The organism is Amycolatopsis sp. NPDC098790 (assembly GCF_044759945.1).
Taxonomy (GTDB): domain Bacteria; phylum Actinomycetota; class Actinomycetes; order Mycobacteriales; family Pseudonocardiaceae; genus Amycolatopsis.
On sequence record NZ_JBIWAI010000003.1, the window covers coordinates 263,600 to 279,497 of the forward strand.

Here is a 15,898-nt window from a genome sequence, read left to right on the forward strand (position 1 = left end):
AACCGGCAAAGCGGGTGAAACGTCTCCACAGGATCTTCACACTTCGCGCGAACCGTCTCCACCGGGGGTGCATAGGGTCGTGGCCATGGAACCGGGAGTGCGGCGGGTGCTCGTCGTCGAGGACGACGTCACGATCGCCGCGTCGATCGCGGCCCGGCTGCGGGCCGAGGGCTTCACCGTGGACGTCGCCCACGACGGGCCGGCGGCGGTCTCGGCCGAGGCGTCCGGGGAACCGGACCTGGTGGTGCTGGACGTGATGCTGCCGGGGTTCGACGGCCTGGAGGTCTGCCGCCGGATCCAGGGGCGGCGGCCGGTGCCGGTGCTCATGCTGACCGCGCGGGCCGACGAGACGGACCTGCTGGTCGGGCTGGGGGTCGGCGCCGACGACTACCTCACGAAGCCGTTCTCGATGCGGGTGCTGACCGCGCGGGTGCACGCGCTGCTGCGGCGGGTCGAGCGGTCGTCGTCGGTGGTGGGGACGCGGATCGTGCTGGGCGACCTCGAGATCGACGTCGACCAGCGGCGCGTCGCGCGGGCCGGCGTCGCGGCGCAGCTGACGCCGATCGAGTTCGACCTGCTGGTGCACTTCGCGCGGCGGCCGCGGGTGGTGCAGCCGCGGGAACGGCTGCTGTCGGAGGTGTGGGACTGGGACGTCCACGGCACGTCCGCGGGCACGCGGGCGGTGGACAGCCACATCAAGGCGCTGCGGCGGAAGCTCGGCGCGGACCTGATCCGGACCGTGCACGGCGTCGGGTACGCGTTGGAGGCGGGATCGTGAACCTCGTGCCGCGGCCGCTCGACCGGATCCGGTCGATCAAGCTGAAGCTGGCGATCCTGATGGTGGCGTCCGGCGGCGTCGCGTTCGCGTTCTTCAACTGGCAGATCGGCTGGCTGCCGCCGAAGACGACGATCACGGCGATGGTGCTGGCGCTGGTGTTGTCGCAGGTGCTGGCCCACGGCATGACGCGGCCGCTGCGGGAGATGACGGCGGCGGCGCGGGCGATGGCGAAGGGCGACTACACGCGCCGGATCCGGGCGACCACCCGCGACGAGGTGGGCTCGCTGGCGTCGGCGTTCAACCAGATGGCGGGCGACCTCGGGGACGCGGACCGCCAGCGGCGCGAGCTGATCGCGAACGTGTCCCACGAGCTGCGGACGCCGATCACGGCGTTGAGCGGGGTGCTGGAGAACCTGGTCGACGGGGTCGAGGACCCCGATCCCGCCACGTTGAAGACGGCGCTGCAGCAGACCGAGCGGCTGGCGACTTTGGTGGACGAGCTGCTCGATCTGTCGCGGCTCGACGCGGGGGCCATGCCGTTGCACAAGACGTCGTTTTCGCTTGCTTCGCTGCTTTCTTCGGCGGTGTCGGAGGCGGCTTTGGTGCGTGGGGTTCGGTTTGCGGTCTCGGTGTCGCCGCCCGACGCTTCGGTGACGGCGGATCGTGGTCGGTTGTTCCAGGTGGTGGCGAATCTGTTGGAGAACGCGGCGCGTCACGGTCCGGCGGGTGGGTTGGTCGAGGTGCTTGCCGAGGTTCGGCCTGGTGAGGTGCGGATCGACGTGTGCGATGAGGGGCCGGGGATCGCGTCGGCGGACCGGGAGCGGGTTTTCGAGCGGTTCACGCGGGGGGAGCGTTCTTCGGGTGGGGGGACCGGATTGGGGTTGGCGATCGCTCGGTGGGCTGTGGAGTTGCACGGGGGGACTATCGAGGCCGTGGGGGCTGGGAGCCGGATTCGGGTGACGTTGCCGACCGGGTAGGGCTGGGTCGGCGGGATGGCATGAACGGGTCGTTCATGTCGTCAGGCGACCTGAACGGGTCGTTCATGAGCTTTCGGCCGGGTGCCGGATGTCTTGAATGAGTCATTCAGGACATCCGGTGACCTGAATGAGTCATTCAAGACGTTGGGCGCGGTGGGTCTTGCCGGCTGGCGTTGCCGCGAATGCCTCATTCGCGGCGCTGGAGGTCCCGAATGCGTCATTCGCGACCCTTCCCGGGTCGGCTATTTGCGAATGCGAATGAGAGTTGAGGATGATGCCGAAGAGCAGGATCGGTGAACCGGGTGGGGACAAGAGGGTGCCGCAGGGGAAGCGAGCGGCCGGACGTGGTGCCGGGGAGGTGGCGGTGGCGGCCGGGGGTGGGCGGGGTGGTGATGCGCCCGCGGCAGGCTCGGCGGAGGCCCGAGCCGGGCGGGCGGCGAGGGTGGCGAATCGCGGCGATCGTTCGCGCGCGGCCGGCGTTGCCGCACCCGGTGTCGCGTCGGGTGGTGGGGTTGCTGCACCCGGTGTCGCGTCGGGTGCTGGGCCTGGCGCGGTGTCGGGTGGGGTTGCTGGGCCCGGTGCTGTGTCGGGTGGCGGGATTGCTGCACCTGGTGCTGTGTCGGGTGGTGGGGTTGGTGGACGTGGCGTCGTGTCGGGTGGTGGGGTTGCTGGACGTGGTGCCGGTTCGGGGGGTGGGGTTGCCGTTGCCGCTCCTCCCGTTCTCCTGCGGCAATTGCCGCCGCCGAAATCCGCCGTTGTCCCGCTGCCGCCCGCTGTTCTTCCGGCCGCCGGCCTCGCCGGCATTGCGGCTGCTCTCGTCCTGCCCGTCGACCGGCCCGGGGTCGGGTGGCTGCTCGCCGGGCTGGGCGTGACCGCCGCCGTCTTCGTTGCCGATCGGCGGGCGCGGGGCGGCCCCGGTTCCTTCACCTGGGTCAGCGCGGGGTGGGCCTTCCTCGCGCTCGCGCTGCTCGGGATGGGGGCCGTGCGGGCGTCCGGGTGGCTGTTCGTCCTCTGCGTGCTCGGGGCCGCCGTTGCCGGTTCGCTGGCCGTCGTGGGGAAGCGGACCGTCAACTCCGTCTTCTACGACATGCTCGCCGTCCCGCTCGAAGCCCTGAAAGCCGTTCCGTGGGCCGGGCGCGGGGTGGGACGGTTCGCCGCCCGGCGCGACGGCGTCGCCCGGCGGATCGCCCTCGCCGTGCTCGCCGCGGCCGCGCTCGTCGCCGTCTTCGTTCCGCTGCTCGCCAGTGCCGATGCCGCTTTTGCCGCCGTGGTAAGCGCTGTCGTCCCGGATTTCAGCGTCGACGTGCTCGTGCGGTGGTGCTGCGTCTTCGCCGTCGCCGCGTTGCTCGTCGCCGGGGCTTGTTACTTCCTCGCCGCTCCACCGCATCGCGCGACCGAAGAAAGTCCACATCGGACTCGGTACGGTCTGGAATGGACGGTTCCGCTCACCGTTCTCGTCGTGCTGTTCAGTGTTTTCGTCGGCGTCCGGCTGGTCGTGCTGTTCGGCGGCACGGAGTACGTCCTGCGCACGAGCAACCTGACGTCCGCCGAGTACGCGCGCGGCGGCTTCTGGCAGCTGTGCACGGTCACCGTGTTGACGCTGGGCATCGTCGCCGCGGCGCTGCGGTGGGCCCCGAACGTCACGAAGGCCGACCGGCTCCGGCAGCGAGTCCTGCTCGGGGCGCTGAGCGGGCTCAGCCTGGTGCTCGTCGGGTCGGCGTTGAGTCGCATGTGGACGTACCAGGAGGCGTACGGCTTCACGGTCCTGCGGCTGCTCGTCGAGGTCTGCGAACTGTGGTTCGGCGCGGTGTTCGTGCTGGTGTGCGCGTCGCTGGTCAAGCTCCGCTCGACGTGGCTGCCCCGCGCGGCGATCGGCACCGCGGCCGGCGCACTGCTGGTGCTCGCTGTTCTGAACCCCGAACGGCTGATCGCCGACGCCAACCTCGACCGCGCCGCCGCCGGCAAGCCCCTGGACCACCGGTACCTGGCGGGGTTCTCGACCGACGTGGTCCCGGTGGTGTCGGCCCGGCTGCCGGAGCCGCTGCGGACGTGCGTGCTGCGCGAAGTCCTCGCCACCGACACCCCGGACGGCTGGCCGGCCTGGAACCTCAGCCGCGCGAGCGCCCGCGAGGTGACGCTGGGCACCTGCTGAACCGCTGACGCGTGCGGTGCGTGGTTAAGAGCAATGCGCGGAAGCCACCGGGCCGTCGTGGGGGCGACCCGGCGGCTTCCGCGCGCCAAGCCGGCCGTTGCTGCTTTCAGGTGGTCACGCAGCGTGGGACCGAAGCGTGGCGAATGGCGGTGGCATGGGCACAGCCTGGCCGCGCGCAGACCGTGCCCAATCGGACGACCAACCGCGGACGCGCGTCAGAACGCGAACACGTCGTCCGAGTCTCGATCCGCTTCACAACGGTTCGCGAACGTCATCCGGTACGACACCGGCTTGCCGCGCCACGTTCCGACCGCCGTCACGTCCACTGGCGCGTAGATCAGCGTGCACATCTGGTGGCGTGACTGGATCCGCGAAAAGTCGCCGTCGGCGGCCGACAACACCGTGCATGCCTTGTCGTGCTTCGGATGCGTGCCGCCGGCCGGGTCGCACGTCAGGACCACCGAGCCGATGCGGTTGGCCGTGTCGTGGGTGGTGAGCTGCAGCGTCGACGCCGGCGGCTGGGCGGGCGCGAGGCAGCTCAAGCTCATCAAACAGGCTGCGAAGGGGATTAGGGCCATATCGGTTCCATCGGCAGCCCGGGGTCGATCACTGTGCTCCACGTCCGGGTGAGTCTTCTTCGCTCGACCGGGTGAGGTCCCACGCCAACAGTGCGACGTACAGCGAGAGCATCGACTCCGGGTCCTCCAGCCGGACGCCGAGGACCTGCTCGATCCGGGCCAATTGCTGGTAGTACGCCGTCCTCGAGGTGTGGGCCGCCGCGGCCGCCGCCGACTTGTTGCCGCCCTGCTCGCAGTAGTGCCGCAACGCCTGCACCAGCCGGCTGCCCGACGCCGCGTCGCGCTGGAGCAACGGGCCCAGCTCGCGAGCGGCGAACGCCGTCACGCGCTCGTCGCCCGACAACAGGTGCAGCAAACCGCGCAACCGCACGTCGGACAGCCGGTGCAGGACGCGCTGGGAGCCCGTCCCCAGCGCGGCCGCCGCCACCTGGCCCGCCTCCCGCAGCGTCCGGCGCGCTTCGGCGGGCGAAAGCACCGTCGTGCCGACCGCGAGCACGCCCGGCGCACTGGCGCGGGCATCGTGGACGTCGGTCGCGAGCCGGTGCAGCACGGTGTCCGCGTTCGCTTCCGGCGACAGCGCGATCAGCGCCCGCACGCCCAGCTCGTCCGTCGCCACCAGCGCCGACACCTTCGCGCGGCGCGCCGCCAGGACCGTCGCCTCGGCCAGCTCGCGCAGCACCGGCGGCGTCGACAGCGCGGGCCGGGTGCCGGCCAGCCGGGGCCGGACCGCCAGCCCGACCAGCTGCCGCCCGGCCAGGGGCACGGCCAGCGCCGAAGCCCGCGCCAGCAGCTCGGCCGACGGCGCCGGCGACGCGAGAAGCTCGGTGAGCACCGCGCGGTGGGCCTGGCGCTCCAGGCCGTCGGAGTCCTTGGCGACCAGCCGGTGCACGGCCAGTGCGGACGCGGCCCGCTCGGCGACCACCCGGTGGCGGTGCGGCGGCTGGTCGGCGCAGACGACGACGAGCCGTCCCCAGTCGTGCCCGCGCGCGCCGACGACGGTCACCAGCCAGCCCGAACCCGCGTGGTAGCCGGTCCGCTCGCCCACCTGCACCACCCGCGACCGCGACGGCCAGCCGGTGAGCAGCTCGGCCGGGTCGGTGCCGGCGGCGTCGTAGGCGAGGACCTCGTGCGACAGCGTCTCCAGCACCACCGGCTGCTCGGTCAGCCGCGCGACCTCGCCCAGGACGACGCCGGGTTCGGCGCCCGCGACCGTCAGCGCGGTGAACGTCTCGTGGACGCGCTCGGCGGCGCGCAGCTCGGCGACCTGGGCGTCGACGATCTGGCCGTTCACCGCTTCGGTGACGCTCACGTACCGCGTCTCGCGCGAGAGCGTGACCAGCGGCAGGTCGTGCTTCTCGGCCGCGTCGACCAACGCGGTGGGCAGCTTGTCGCTCCAGTGCCGGACCAGCTCGATCACCAGGCCGGCGGCGCCGACCCCGGCCAGGTCGGCGACGTAGCGGGCCAGCGCCGGGCCGTCGTCGGGGAGCGCGACGCCGGTCGTCAGGACGAGCTCGCCGCCGCGCAGCAGGTGCGCGATGTCGGCGACCTCGGCGACGTGCGCCCAGCGCACCGGGGCGTCGAGCCCGGCCGTGCCGGCGACGACGTGCGGGCGGCCCTGGCGCAGCACCGGCAGCGCGAGCACCTCGGCGACGGTCGGGTACATGGTTCCTCGCGGTCTGATCGGCAGGGACAGACTGTACGGCTGGGACGGGGAGTCCGTACACGTTGTCGATGGCGTTGGCGTGGCGCCCGCCCGGAGACTCTGGGGGAACCCCCGAGCGAAGGAGCGCGCGCCGTGACCGACCGCATCAGCCACTGGATCGACGGCAAGCTGTTCAGCGGGCCCGCCGAACGCTCGGGCGAAGTGTTCGACCCCGCGACCGGCCAGGTCCGGGCCTACGTCGACTTCGCGGGCGACGCCGAGGTCGAAGCCGCCGTCTCCGCGGCCAAGGCGGCGCTGCCGGGCTGGCGCGGGACGTCGCTGGCCGGCCGGACGCGCGTCCTGTTCGCCTTCCGCGAGCTGCTCTCGGCGCGCAAGCACGAGCTGGCGAAGATCGTCACGAGCGAGCACGGCAAGGTCGAGTCCGACGCGGCGGGCGAGGTCGCGCGGGCGATCGAGAACGTCGAGTACGCGTGCGGCGCCGCGCAGCTGCTCAAGGGCGGGTTCAGCGAGAACGCGTCCACCGGCGTCGACGTCTACTCGATCGCGCAGCCGCTCGGCGTGGTCGGCGTGATTTCGCCGTTCAACTTCCCGGCGATGGTGCCGCTGTGGTTCGTCCCGAACGCGCTGGCCTGCGGGAACACCGTCGTGCTCAAGCCGAGCGAGAAGGACCCGTCGGCCGCGGTGTTCATCGCCGAACTGTTTGCCGAGGCCGGGCTGCCCGCGGGCGCGCTGAACGTGCTGCACGGCGACAAGGTGGCGGTGGCCGGGCTCTTGTCGCACGCCGACGTCAAGGCGATCTCGTTCGTGGGGTCGACGCCGATCGCGCGCTACGTCTACGAAACCGGGACCCGGCACGGCAAGCGCGTGCAGGCTTTGGGCGGGGCGAAGAACCACATGGTCGTCCTGCCGGACGCGGACCTCGACCTGGCCGCCGACGCTGCGGTGTCGGCCGGGTTCGGCTCGGCGGGGGAGCGCTGCATGGCGGTGTCGGTGGTCGTGGCCGTCGACCCGATCGGTGACACGCTGGTGGAGAAGATCACCGAGCGCATGTCCCGGCTTCGCGTCGGCGACGGCCGCGACCCCGCGTCGGAAATGGGGCCGCTGGTGACGAAAGCGCACCACGCGCGGGTGGCGTCCTATGTGGACGCCGGAGTTTCCGAGGGTGCGTCGCTGGTGGTGGACGGCCGCGGGATCGACGTGCCGGGTGACGGGTTCTGGCTCGGCCCGACGCTGTTCGACCACGTCCGCACGGACATGTCGATCTACACGGACGAGATCTTCGGCCCGGTGCTGTCGGTGGCGCGGACGGCGTCGTACGACGACGCTCTGGAGCTGATCAACGCGAACCCGTACGGGAACGGAGTGGCGATCTTCACCGGCGACGGGTCGTCGGCGCGCCGGTTCCAGAACGAGGTCGAGGTCGGGATGGTCGGGGTGAACGTCCCGATCCCGGTGCCGGTGGGGTACTACTCGTTCGGGGGCTGGAAGGACTCGCTGTTTGGGGACAGCCACGCTTACGGTCCGGAAGGGTTCCACTTCTTCACGCGGACGAAGGTCGTGACTTCGCGGTGGCCGGACCGGTCGCACGCGGGCGTGAACCTGGGCTTCCCGCGCAACTCCTGATCGTTTCCGGGAATCGTCCGGGGTACTCCGGGGGTTCACCTTCGAGAGCACCCCGGACGACGATGGGACGGACATGAGCGCGAAGAACTCCGGCACTTTCACCATCGGCGGCGACCTCCCGGTCACCCGCCTCGGCTACGGCGCCATGCAGCTCACCGGGCCCGGTGTGTGGGGTGACCCGAAGGACCCGGAGGAGGCCGTGCGCGTGCTGCGGCGCGCGGTCGAGCTGGGCGTCACCCTGATCGACACGGCCGACGCCTACGGGCCCTTCGTCGCCGACCTGCTGATCAAGAAAGCCCTGCACCCCTACGCCGACGACCTGCTCATCGCGACCAAGGCCGGCTTCACCCGGCAGGGGCCGAACCAGTGGATCCCGGTGGGACGGCCCGAATACCTGCGCCAGCAGGTGGAGCTGAGCCTGCGCCACCTCGGTGTCGAGCGGATCGACCTCCTCCAGCTGCACCGGATCGACCCGAAGGTGCCCGTCGCCGAGCAGGTCGGCGAGCTGAAGAAGCTGCAGGACGAAGGCAAGATCCGGCACATCGGGCTGTCCGAGGTCAGCGTCGACGACCTCGTCGAGGCGCAGAAGACCGCGGAGATCGTGTCCGTGCAGAACCTCTTCAACCTCGCTAAGCGCGATGCCGAGCCGCTGCTGGAGCACGCCACCGAGCACGGGATCGCCTTCATCCCGTGGTTCCCGCTGGCCACCGGCGCCCTCGCCGGCCCGGACAGCCCGCTGACCGCGCTCGCCAAGGAGCACGACGCCTCGCCGTCGCAGCTCGCGTTGGCCTGGCTGCTCAAGCGGTCGCCCGTCGTGCTGCCGATCCCGGGGACCTCGTCGGTCGCGCACCTCGAGGACAACGTCGCCGCCGCGGACATCGACCTGACCGACGCCGAGTTCGACGCCCTGAGCAAGACGGTCTAGGCCGGGAGGACGTTGATCAGCAGCTTGGACCGCGGCGCGATCAGCACCGTGTTGACCCGGTCCGGCCGGATCCGCTCGCGGAGCTCGCGCTCCAGCGGGTAGGTCCGGCCGCCGACGCGGAGGCTGAACGACTCGAGGCTCTTGAAGCCCTCCGGGCTGCGGTGCAGGCCGATCGGGTACTCGTCGGTGAGCCGCGCGCTGTCGAAGTCGTGCGTCCAGCCCGTCACCGCGGTCACGGCCGCCGAACGCGTCGGCGAGCCGGCGCCGGCAGACGTACGCGAACCAGCCGGTGATCGCCAGGAGCGGGACTACCGCGCCCAGCACTTCACCGGCGGTCTCCGCCACGGAGGTGATGCCCACGGTCGTCACGAGCGCGGCGAGTCCCGTCACCGCGGCGAACCAGAAGTTCAGGTCGAGCAGCTTGCCGCGCTGCGACGGGTGGAGCCGGCCGTCGCGGTTGGCCGGCTCCACCTCGGGCCGGTCACTCACTCGGGGTGCTCCTTCTCGTAGGCCTCCGTCGCCTCGTGGTACCGGTCTTGCTGCTCGTTCTCCTGGCGGCGGCCTTCGGTCGCCACGCCGACGGTGTCGGCGGTGTTCCAGTGCACCTTCTCGTCCGGGTCGAGGACCTTGTGCTGGTTAAGCACGCTGCGGCCCTCCTCGGAGTACTTGCCCGGCCCTTCCAGCTTTTGGCGGCCCGGCACGTGCTCCTTGGCGGCGTCGCTCCAGCCCTTCGCCGTCTCCTCGGCGGACCTCGCCTCCCGGCCCACCTGCTTCAGCTCGTCGGCCTTCCGCTCGATGCCCGCGGCCGTGTCGACGCTCTTGTCCACGAGCTTGTCGACGCCCCTGCCCGCCTTCTTCAGCGCGTTCGCCGCGCCTTCGAGGGCGGCCTTCGACTTGCCCGCGCCCTTCGCCAGGCTCTCCAGCTTGTCCACGACCTTCGCGATGCGCGTGCTGATCTTCTCCGCGAGCACCCCGCCCTCGACGACCGTGTCCGCGATGAACGCCGCCACGGTGCCGCCGAAGGTGCACCACGACGCGGCCGCGACCGCCTTGACGATCAGCTCGCCGACGAACGACGAGATCATGTCGCGGATCAGCCCGCGCTCGGTGCCGACCAGCGCCGCGCCGACGTTCATCGCCGTCGCCGCGTCCCCCGCGTGCGACGCCGCGCCGCGCAGGAAGCCGACGTAGCTCTCGGCCGTTCGCTGGTACGCCTCGGCGGAGCCATCACCGCTCCCGGCGCAGGATCGGGCCGCCGAAGTCGTCGTCGGCGGGCGGTTCCGGTTCTGCCGCCTGCGGTGCCGGAATTTGTTCACGGAGGAATTCCATGGCGCCGCTGCCGGCCCCGATCACGGCGTCATGATCGCGGTCAGCTGCTGCGCGGCGTCGAGCTGAGCACGTTTCGCGGCAGCGAGGACGGCCTGGGCGAGCCGGGTGCGGGGCAGCTCGTCCGCGCGCGGCCCGAAAGTGAGTTCCTGCAGCGCACCGGCGGTGTTGACGGTGACCGTGACGGCCGTCGGCACTCGTGGCGGTCGCCGATACGCGTTGGAGCCGCGCTTTCGCCTCGGCCGCGCGCCAGGCGATTTCGGGCATTCCGGCCGAAGCGGGTTCGATTCGGTTCACGGCGACCTCGGAAGTCGGGGAAGGGCACGCGGATCAGAGGCAGCAAACCGCCTTTCGGTTCCCGGCTCAAGCCGGAAAATCATTTCGGGAACCGTGCATGGGAATGCGTTTGCCCATTCTTTACCCACCGCCGCGACCGGCCCGCGGCCCCGGGTTGAGCACGACCGGCTCAGGCTTCCGTAAACTCGGGGTGAGCAGCGAGCGAGGTAGGTGAGGAACCGGTGGCCAACGCGGATGAGCGCCGCTTCGAAGTGCTGCGCGCGATCGTCGCCGACTACGTGTCCAACCAGGAGCCCGTCGGGTCCAAGGCGATCGTCGAGCGGCACAACCTCGGCGTGTCCAGCGCCACCGTGCGCAACGACATGGCCACCCTCGAAGAAGAGGGCTACATCACCCAGCCGCACACCAGCGCCGGCCGCGTGCCGACCGACAAGGGCTACCGGCTCTTCGTCGACCGGCTTTCGGAGATCAAGCCGCTCTCGACGGCCGAACGCAAGGCCATCACCACCTTCCTCGACAGCGGCACCGACCTCGACGACGTCCTCAAGCGCTCGGTCCGGCTGCTCGCGCAGCTGACCCGGCAGGTCGCCGTCGTCCAGTACCCGATGCTGACCAACGCCAAGGTGCGCCACCTCGAAGTGGTGCCGCTCACCCCGGCGCGGCTCATGCTGGTGCTGATCACCGACAACGGCCGCGTCGACCAGCGCACGGTCGACCTCGGCGACGTCGTCACCGAAGAGGACGTCGCCCGGCTGCGGACCGTGCTCAACACGGCCATGTCCGGGCGGCGGCTCAACGACGCCGCCGCGCGCGTCGCCGAGCTGCCCGACCAGGCGCCCGGCGAGCTGCGGGACGCGCTCATCCGCGTCACGACCGTGCTGGTCGAGTCGCTGGCCGAGCACCCCGAAGAACGCCTGGTCCTCGGCGGGACCGCGAACCTCACGCGCAACGTCGCCGACTTCCCGGGCTCGCTGCGCCAGGTCCTCGAAGCCCTCGAGGAGCAGGTGGTCGTGCTCAAGCTGCTGGCCGCCGCGCGCAACCCCGGTGCGATCACGGTGCGCATCGGTGAGGAAAATGAAGACGAGCAGATGCGCAGCACCTCGGTCGTCTCGATCGGCTACGGCCAGGACATGGTGCTCGGCGGCATGGGGGTGGTCGGCCCGACCCGGATGGACTACCCCGGCACGATCGCCGCGGTGCGCGCGGTCGCCAACTACGTGGGGCAGATCCTGCACGGCCGCTGAGCCGGGCAGAGCAGAAGGAGAAGCGAAGACGGTGGCGAGGGACTACTACGGCATCCTCGGGGTGGCGAAGAACGCGAGCGATCAGGAGATCAAGCGCGCGTACCGGAAGCTGGCCAGGGAGCTGCACCCCGACGTCAACCCGTCGGAAGACGCCCAGCACAAGTTCGGCGAGGTCACGACGGCCTACGAGGTGCTGTCGGACCCGCAGAAGCGCAAGATCGTCGACCTCGGCGGCGACCCGATGGACGGCGGCGCGCGCGGCGGAGGCGGCGGCGACCCGTTCGCCGGGTTCGGCGGCCTCGGCGACATCATGGACGCCTTCTTCGGCGCGGCCGGCGGTGGCGGCGGGCGTGGGCGCGGACCCCGCAGCCGCGTCCAGCCCGGCTCCGACGCGCTGATCCGGCTCGGCCTGACCCTCGAGGAGTGCGCCACCGGGGTCGACAAGGAGATCGCCGTCGACACGGCGATCGTCTGCGACCTCTGCCGCGGCGCCGGCACCAGCGAGGGCACCTCGGTCAAGACGTGCGACACCTGCGGCGGCGCCGGCGAGGTCCAGTCCGTCCAGCGGTCGTTCCTCGGCCAGGTCGTCACCGCCCGCCCGTGCCCGGTCTGCCGCGGCTTCGGCGAGGTCATCCCCGACCCCTGCCGCCAGTGCGGCGGCGACGGCCGCATCCGCGCGCGCCGCAACGTCACCGCCAAGATCCCGCCGGGCGTCGGCGACGGCATGCGCATCCGCCTCTCCGGCCAGGGCGAGGTCGGCCCCGGCGGTGGCCCGGCTGGCGACCTCTACGTCGAGATCGACGAGACCCCGCACGAGGTCTTCGTCCGGCAGGGCCATGACCTGCACTGCAACTTCCGCGTCCCGATGACGACCGCCGCGCTCGGCGCCACGGTGCCCATCGCGACGCTCGTCGACGGCGACTACGAGCTCGACATCGAGCCCGGTACCCAGCCCAACGCCGAGCTCGTGCTCACCGGCAAGGGCATGCCGCGGCTGCGGTCCTCCGGGCGCGTCGACGGCCGCGGCGACCTGCACGTCCACATCGACGTCCAGGTGCCGACCAAGCTTGACGACGCCCAGCGCGAACTGCTGGTCGAGCTGGCCCAGCAGCGCGGCGAGGAAGCCCCGACGCTGTCGTCGAACGGAAAGCACGGCGGCCTCTTCTCCAAGCTGCGCGCCAAGAACCACCGCTGACCGTGCCCGACACGACCCTGCCGGTCTTCCTCGCCGCCGCCGTGCCCGCCTCCGGGCGGACGGTCCTCGACGGCGAGGAAGCCCGGCACGCGGCCACCGTCCGCCGCCTGCGCGCGGGGGAGCGGCTCGTCCTCTCGGACGGTGCGGGCGCGATGGCCCGTTGCGTCGTCGAAGCCGTCCAGCCCGGCCGCGACGCCGCTTTGACGCTGTCGGTCGAGGAAAGCTGGACCGAGGAGCCGCCCGCTCTGCGTGTCCTCGTCGCCCAGGCCCTCGCGAAGGGTGACCGCGGCGAACTCGCCGTCGAGCTGGCCACCGAGGCAGGCGTCGACGCGATCGTCCCCTGGCGCGCGGCCCGCAGCGTCGCCAAGTGGGAGGACGGCGGCCGCGGCGACAAAGCCCTCGCCCGCTGGCGCGCCACCGCCCGGTCTGCTGCCAAGCAGGCCCGCCGGGCCCACGTCCCCGACGTCACCGAGGCCGTCACCACCGGCGAGCTCGCCGGGCTGGTCGCCACGATGTCCCTGGCGATCGTGCTCGAATCCGACGTCCCCGACCGGCTCACCGACCTCGACCTGCCCGACGCGGGCGACATCCTCCTGGTCGTCGGGCCGGAAGGCGGCATCACGGACGACGAGCTTCGCGCCCTGCGCGAAGCCGGCGCCCGAGCCGTTCGGCTGGGTACGACGGTGCTGCGGACGTCCACCGCCGCGGCCGTCGCGCTGGGAGCCTTGGGCGCACTGACGACCCGGTGGCGGTGAAAAGATCACCGGAAAAAAGAAGCCTGATTTTGCGCCCAGTTATGGCGCGATCACACTCCGACCCGTTACTCTCGTTTACTAACGCACCACGCACCGTTCCGGGCCGTCACGGACCGTTCGGGCCGGGTGCGCCACTGGGAAGTTACAAAGCTCCGCCGGGCACCTCCCCCCTCGGTCCGGCGGCCGCCGCGGATGCGGTAGATCGACCCCCAGGGTCTACCGCTCCGCGGCCCCCTCTCTCGTATCCCGTTCGGTGCCCGTTGTGTGCCGCGTCTTTCGTTCGTCGGTAGGGTCCTCCTCATGAGTGAGGCTGAGACTCTCTTTGAACGGATCATCGCCGGGGAGATCCCTGCTGACGTCGTCTACCAGGACGACACCACCTTCGCCTTCCGGGATATTCGGCCTCAGGCGAAGGTCCACGTCCTCGTCGTGCCCAAGACCCGGTACCGGAACCTGGGGGAGCTGGCTGCCGCCGACCCCCAGCTGCTCGCCGATGTGGCGCTCACCGCCCGCAAGGTCGCCGAGCTCGAAGGCGTCGTCGAGAGCGGGTACCGCGTGGTGTTCAACACCGACGAGGATGCCGGGCAGACCGTCTTCCACGTGCACGCCCACGTTCTCGGCGGGGAGCCGCTGGGGCTCTTCGGGGCTCCGCAGGAGGACTAGGGAAACCGGCCTGCGTCTTGTCGGTGGGTGCCAGTAGCATCGGTGGGGTCCGTTCTCCCTCACCGAGAAAGCAGGCCTGAGGCCACGTGGCCGGAACCGTACCGGGTGGTGCCGCCCGACCCGACGTCCCCGGGGACGTCGCCAAGACCGAGGATGCCTCCGTTCAGGCTGCGCAGTCCCGGTTCCCCATTCCCGATGCCGCCGCGCTCAGCCTGCTCGGTTCCCGAGACGAGAACCTGCGCGTCGCCGAGGAGCTCCTGGCCGCCGACGTGCACGTCCGCGGCAACGAGGTCACCCTGACCGGAACCCCCGCCGACGTCGCGTTCGCCGAACGCGTCTTCGCCGAGCTCGTGCAGCTCGCCGGCGGTGGCCAGCAGGTCGGACCCGACACCGTCCGCCGCACCATCGGCATGCTCTCCACCGGGGACGCCTCGCCCGCCGAGGTCCTCAGCCTCAACATCGTCTCCCGCCGCGGCAAGACCATCCGGCCCAAGACGCTCAACCAGAAGCGCTACGTCGACGCCATCGACAAGCACACCGTCGTCTTCGGCATCGGCCCCGCCGGCACCGGCAAGACCTACCTCGCGATGGCGAAGGCCGTCCAGGCGCTGCAGGCCAAGCAGGTCACCCGCATCGTGCTGACCCGCCCGGCCGTCGAAGCCGGCGAGCGCCTCGGCTACCTGCCCGGCACGCTCAACGAGAAGATCGACCCCTACCTGCGGCCGCTCTACGACGCGCTGCACGACATGGTCGAGCCCGAGTCGATCCCGCGGCTCATGCAGGCCGGCACCATCGAGATCGCGCCGCTCGCCTACATGCGCGGCCGCACCTTGAACGACGCCTTCATCATCCTCGACGAGGCCCAGAACACCACGCCCGAGCAGATGAAGATGTTCCTCACCCGGCTCGGCTTCGGCTCCAAGATCGTCGTCACCGGCGACATCACCCAGGTCGACCTCCCCAACGGGCAGCGCAGCGGCCTCCGCGTCGTGCGCGACATCCTCGGCTCGGTCGACGGGCTCCACTTCTCCGAGCTCACCAGCCAGGACGTCGTCCGGCACAAGCTCGTCGGCGACATCGTCGACGCCTACGAGAAGTGGCAGGCCGTGCAGGACGCGCAGGAACAGCAGGGCAACGGCTGGAAGGGCAACCGGCGGTGAGCATCGAGATCGCCAACGAGTCCGGCGTCGACGTCGACGAGACGTCCATCGTCTCGGCCGCCCGCTACGCGCTCGACAAGATGGAGGTCAGCCCGCTCGCCGAGCTGTCCATCCTGCTGGTCACCCTCGACGTCATGGAAGACCTGCACGAACGCTGGATGGACCTCCCCGGCCCCACCGACGTCATGGCCTTCCCCATGGACGAGCTCGACTCCAGCCGCCGCCCCGACGCGCCCGACGCGTCCCCGGCGCTGCTCGGCGACATCGTGCTCTGCCCGGCGTTCGCCAAGGACCAGGCCAAGACCGCGGGCCACGCCCTGATCGACGAGCTGCACCTGCTCACCGTGCACGGCTGCCTCCACCTCCTCGGCTACGACCACGCCGAACCCGCCGAGGAACGCGAGATGTTCGCCCTCCAGAAGCGGATCCTCGGCGAGTACCAGGACGCCGTCGCGGCGCTGCAGAAGCAGGACGCCCAGCGCAGCTCGGACGACCGCGTCCTCGGCTTCGCCGGGCTCGACGCGTCCGCCGAACCACCCGCCGGGGAAACGCCCTAGGCGTC

Annotated in this window: 16 protein-coding genes; 11 read left to right on the plus strand and 5 right to left on the minus strand. The window is 71.3% G+C overall.

Annotation, left to right across the window (positions count from 1 at the left end):
- The first annotated feature begins 85 nt into the window (after window positions 1–85).
- The 3 genes from ACIQWX_RS26710 (at window position 86) to ACIQWX_RS26720 (ending at window position 3,907) form a co-directional block, all read left to right on the plus strand.
- Window positions 86–778, plus strand: a complete 693-nt coding sequence (locus ACIQWX_RS26710) for a response regulator transcription factor (protein WP_400876525.1) — start codon at window positions 86–88, stop codon at window positions 776–778.
- Window positions 775–1,755 carry an ATP-binding protein gene (locus tag ACIQWX_RS26715; RefSeq protein WP_400876528.1) on the plus strand — a complete coding sequence of 327 codons (981 nt, stop codon included), beginning with the start codon at window positions 775–777 and terminating at the stop codon, window positions 1,753–1,755. The genes ACIQWX_RS26710 and ACIQWX_RS26715 overlap by 4 nt, the downstream gene beginning before the upstream one ends.
- Before the next feature lie 733 nt (window positions 1,756–2,488).
- Entirely contained in the window at window positions 2,489–3,907 is a 1,419-nt protein-coding gene (locus tag ACIQWX_RS26720) for a DUF4153 domain-containing protein (protein ID WP_400876531.1), read from the plus strand.
- Between the two features lie 215 nt (window positions 3,908–4,122).
- Here the strand turns inward: ACIQWX_RS26720 and ACIQWX_RS26725 are convergent, their stop codons facing one another.
- Both ACIQWX_RS26725 and ACIQWX_RS26730 read right to left on the minus strand, forming a co-directional pair.
- Window positions 4,123–4,455: an SSI family serine proteinase inhibitor gene (locus ACIQWX_RS26725; protein WP_400876534.1), complete on the minus strand. Its 333-nt coding sequence runs from the start codon at window positions 4,453–4,455 to the stop codon at window positions 4,123–4,125.
- Window positions 4,456–4,513: 58 nt separating this feature from the next.
- Entirely contained in the window at window positions 4,514–6,148 is a 1,635-nt protein-coding gene (locus ACIQWX_RS26730; RefSeq protein WP_400876536.1) for a PucR family transcriptional regulator, read from the minus strand.
- Between the two features lie 132 nt (window positions 6,149–6,280).
- Here ACIQWX_RS26730 and ACIQWX_RS26735 point away from each other — a divergent pair, with 132 nt between their 5' ends.
- Together ACIQWX_RS26735 and ACIQWX_RS26740 are read left to right on the plus strand one after the other, a co-directional pair.
- Window positions 6,281–7,771: a CoA-acylating methylmalonate-semialdehyde dehydrogenase gene (locus ACIQWX_RS26735; protein WP_400876539.1), complete on the plus strand. Its 1,491-nt coding sequence runs from the start codon at window positions 6,281–6,283 to the stop codon at window positions 7,769–7,771.
- A gap of 73 nt (window positions 7,772–7,844) precedes the next feature.
- Window positions 7,845–8,696, plus strand: coding sequence for an aldo/keto reductase (locus ACIQWX_RS26740; protein WP_400876542.1), 852 nt, complete (start codon window positions 7,845–7,847; stop codon window positions 8,694–8,696).
- On the opposite strand, the gene ACIQWX_RS26745 is transcribed toward ACIQWX_RS26740, so the two are convergent.
- From ACIQWX_RS26745 to ACIQWX_RS26755, 3 genes are all read right to left on the minus strand, one after another.
- A complete protein-coding gene (locus ACIQWX_RS26745) occupies window positions 8,693–8,932 on the minus strand; it encodes a hypothetical protein (RefSeq protein WP_400876544.1) in 240 nt (79 codons plus the stop codon). The genes ACIQWX_RS26740 and ACIQWX_RS26745 overlap by 4 nt on opposite strands.
- A gap of 249 nt (window positions 8,933–9,181) precedes the next feature.
- Window positions 9,182–10,012, minus strand: coding sequence for a hypothetical protein (locus ACIQWX_RS26750; RefSeq protein WP_400876546.1), 831 nt, complete (start codon window positions 10,010–10,012; stop codon window positions 9,182–9,184).
- Between the two features lie 33 nt (window positions 10,013–10,045).
- Window positions 10,046–10,219: a YbaB/EbfC family nucleoid-associated protein gene (locus ACIQWX_RS26755; protein ID WP_400876548.1), complete on the minus strand. Its 174-nt coding sequence runs from the start codon at window positions 10,217–10,219 to the stop codon at window positions 10,046–10,048.
- Window positions 10,220–10,540: 321 nt separating this feature from the next.
- On the opposite strand from ACIQWX_RS26755, the gene hrcA reads away from it, so the two are divergent.
- The 6 genes from hrcA to ybeY all read left to right on the plus strand — a co-directional run bounded on the left by hrcA (window position 10,541) and on the right by ybeY (window position 15,893).
- Window positions 10,541–11,563, plus strand: a complete 1,023-nt coding sequence (gene hrcA, locus ACIQWX_RS26760; RefSeq protein ID WP_400876551.1) for a heat-inducible transcriptional repressor HrcA — start codon at window positions 10,541–10,543, stop codon at window positions 11,561–11,563.
- 31 nt (window positions 11,564–11,594) lie between these two features.
- Complete coding sequence (dnaJ, locus tag ACIQWX_RS26765) at window positions 11,595–12,758, plus strand: molecular chaperone DnaJ (RefSeq protein ID WP_400876553.1); 1,164 nt, start codon at window positions 11,595–11,597, stop codon at window positions 12,756–12,758.
- A 2-nt stretch (window positions 12,759–12,760) separates the two neighbouring features.
- Window positions 12,761–13,513: a 16S rRNA (uracil(1498)-N(3))-methyltransferase gene (locus ACIQWX_RS26770; protein ID WP_400876556.1), complete on the plus strand. Its 753-nt coding sequence runs from the start codon at window positions 12,761–12,763 to the stop codon at window positions 13,511–13,513.
- A 300-nt stretch (window positions 13,514–13,813) separates the two neighbouring features.
- Entirely contained in the window at window positions 13,814–14,176 is a 363-nt protein-coding gene (locus ACIQWX_RS26775; RefSeq protein ID WP_400876559.1) for a histidine triad nucleotide-binding protein, read from the plus strand.
- An 86-nt stretch (window positions 14,177–14,262) separates the two neighbouring features.
- Complete coding sequence (locus tag ACIQWX_RS26780; protein ID WP_400876561.1) at window positions 14,263–15,336, plus strand: PhoH family protein; 1,074 nt, start codon at window positions 14,263–14,265, stop codon at window positions 15,334–15,336.
- The gene (gene ybeY / locus ACIQWX_RS26785) at window positions 15,333–15,893 is read left to right on the plus strand and encodes an rRNA maturation RNase YbeY (protein ID WP_372666718.1); all 561 of its coding nucleotides are present in this window, start codon (window positions 15,333–15,335) and stop codon (window positions 15,891–15,893) included. Before ACIQWX_RS26780 ends, ybeY begins: the two co-directional genes overlap by 4 nt.
- Window positions 15,894–15,898: the final 5 nt, after the last annotated feature.

Bases quoted from the DNA above. Each gene is read 5' to 3' on its own strand.
- ACIQWX_RS26740 (WP_400876542.1), top strand. From the start codon at position 7,845: ATGAGCGCGAAGAACTCCGGCACTTTCACCATCGGCGGCGACCTCCCG.
- ACIQWX_RS26725 (WP_400876534.1), bottom strand. From the start codon at position 4,455: ATGAGCTTGAGCTGCCTCGCGCCCGCCCAGCCGCCGGCGTCGACGCTG.
- ACIQWX_RS26775 (WP_400876559.1), top strand. From the start codon at position 13,814: ATGAGTGAGGCTGAGACTCTCTTTGAACGGATCATCGCCGGGGAGATC.
- ACIQWX_RS26710 (WP_400876525.1), top strand. From the start codon at position 86: ATGGAACCGGGAGTGCGGCGGGTGCTCGTCGTCGAGGACGACGTCACG.
- ACIQWX_RS26730 (WP_400876536.1), bottom strand. From the start codon at position 6,148: ATGTACCCGACCGTCGCCGAGGTGCTCGCGCTGCCGGTGCTGCGCCAG.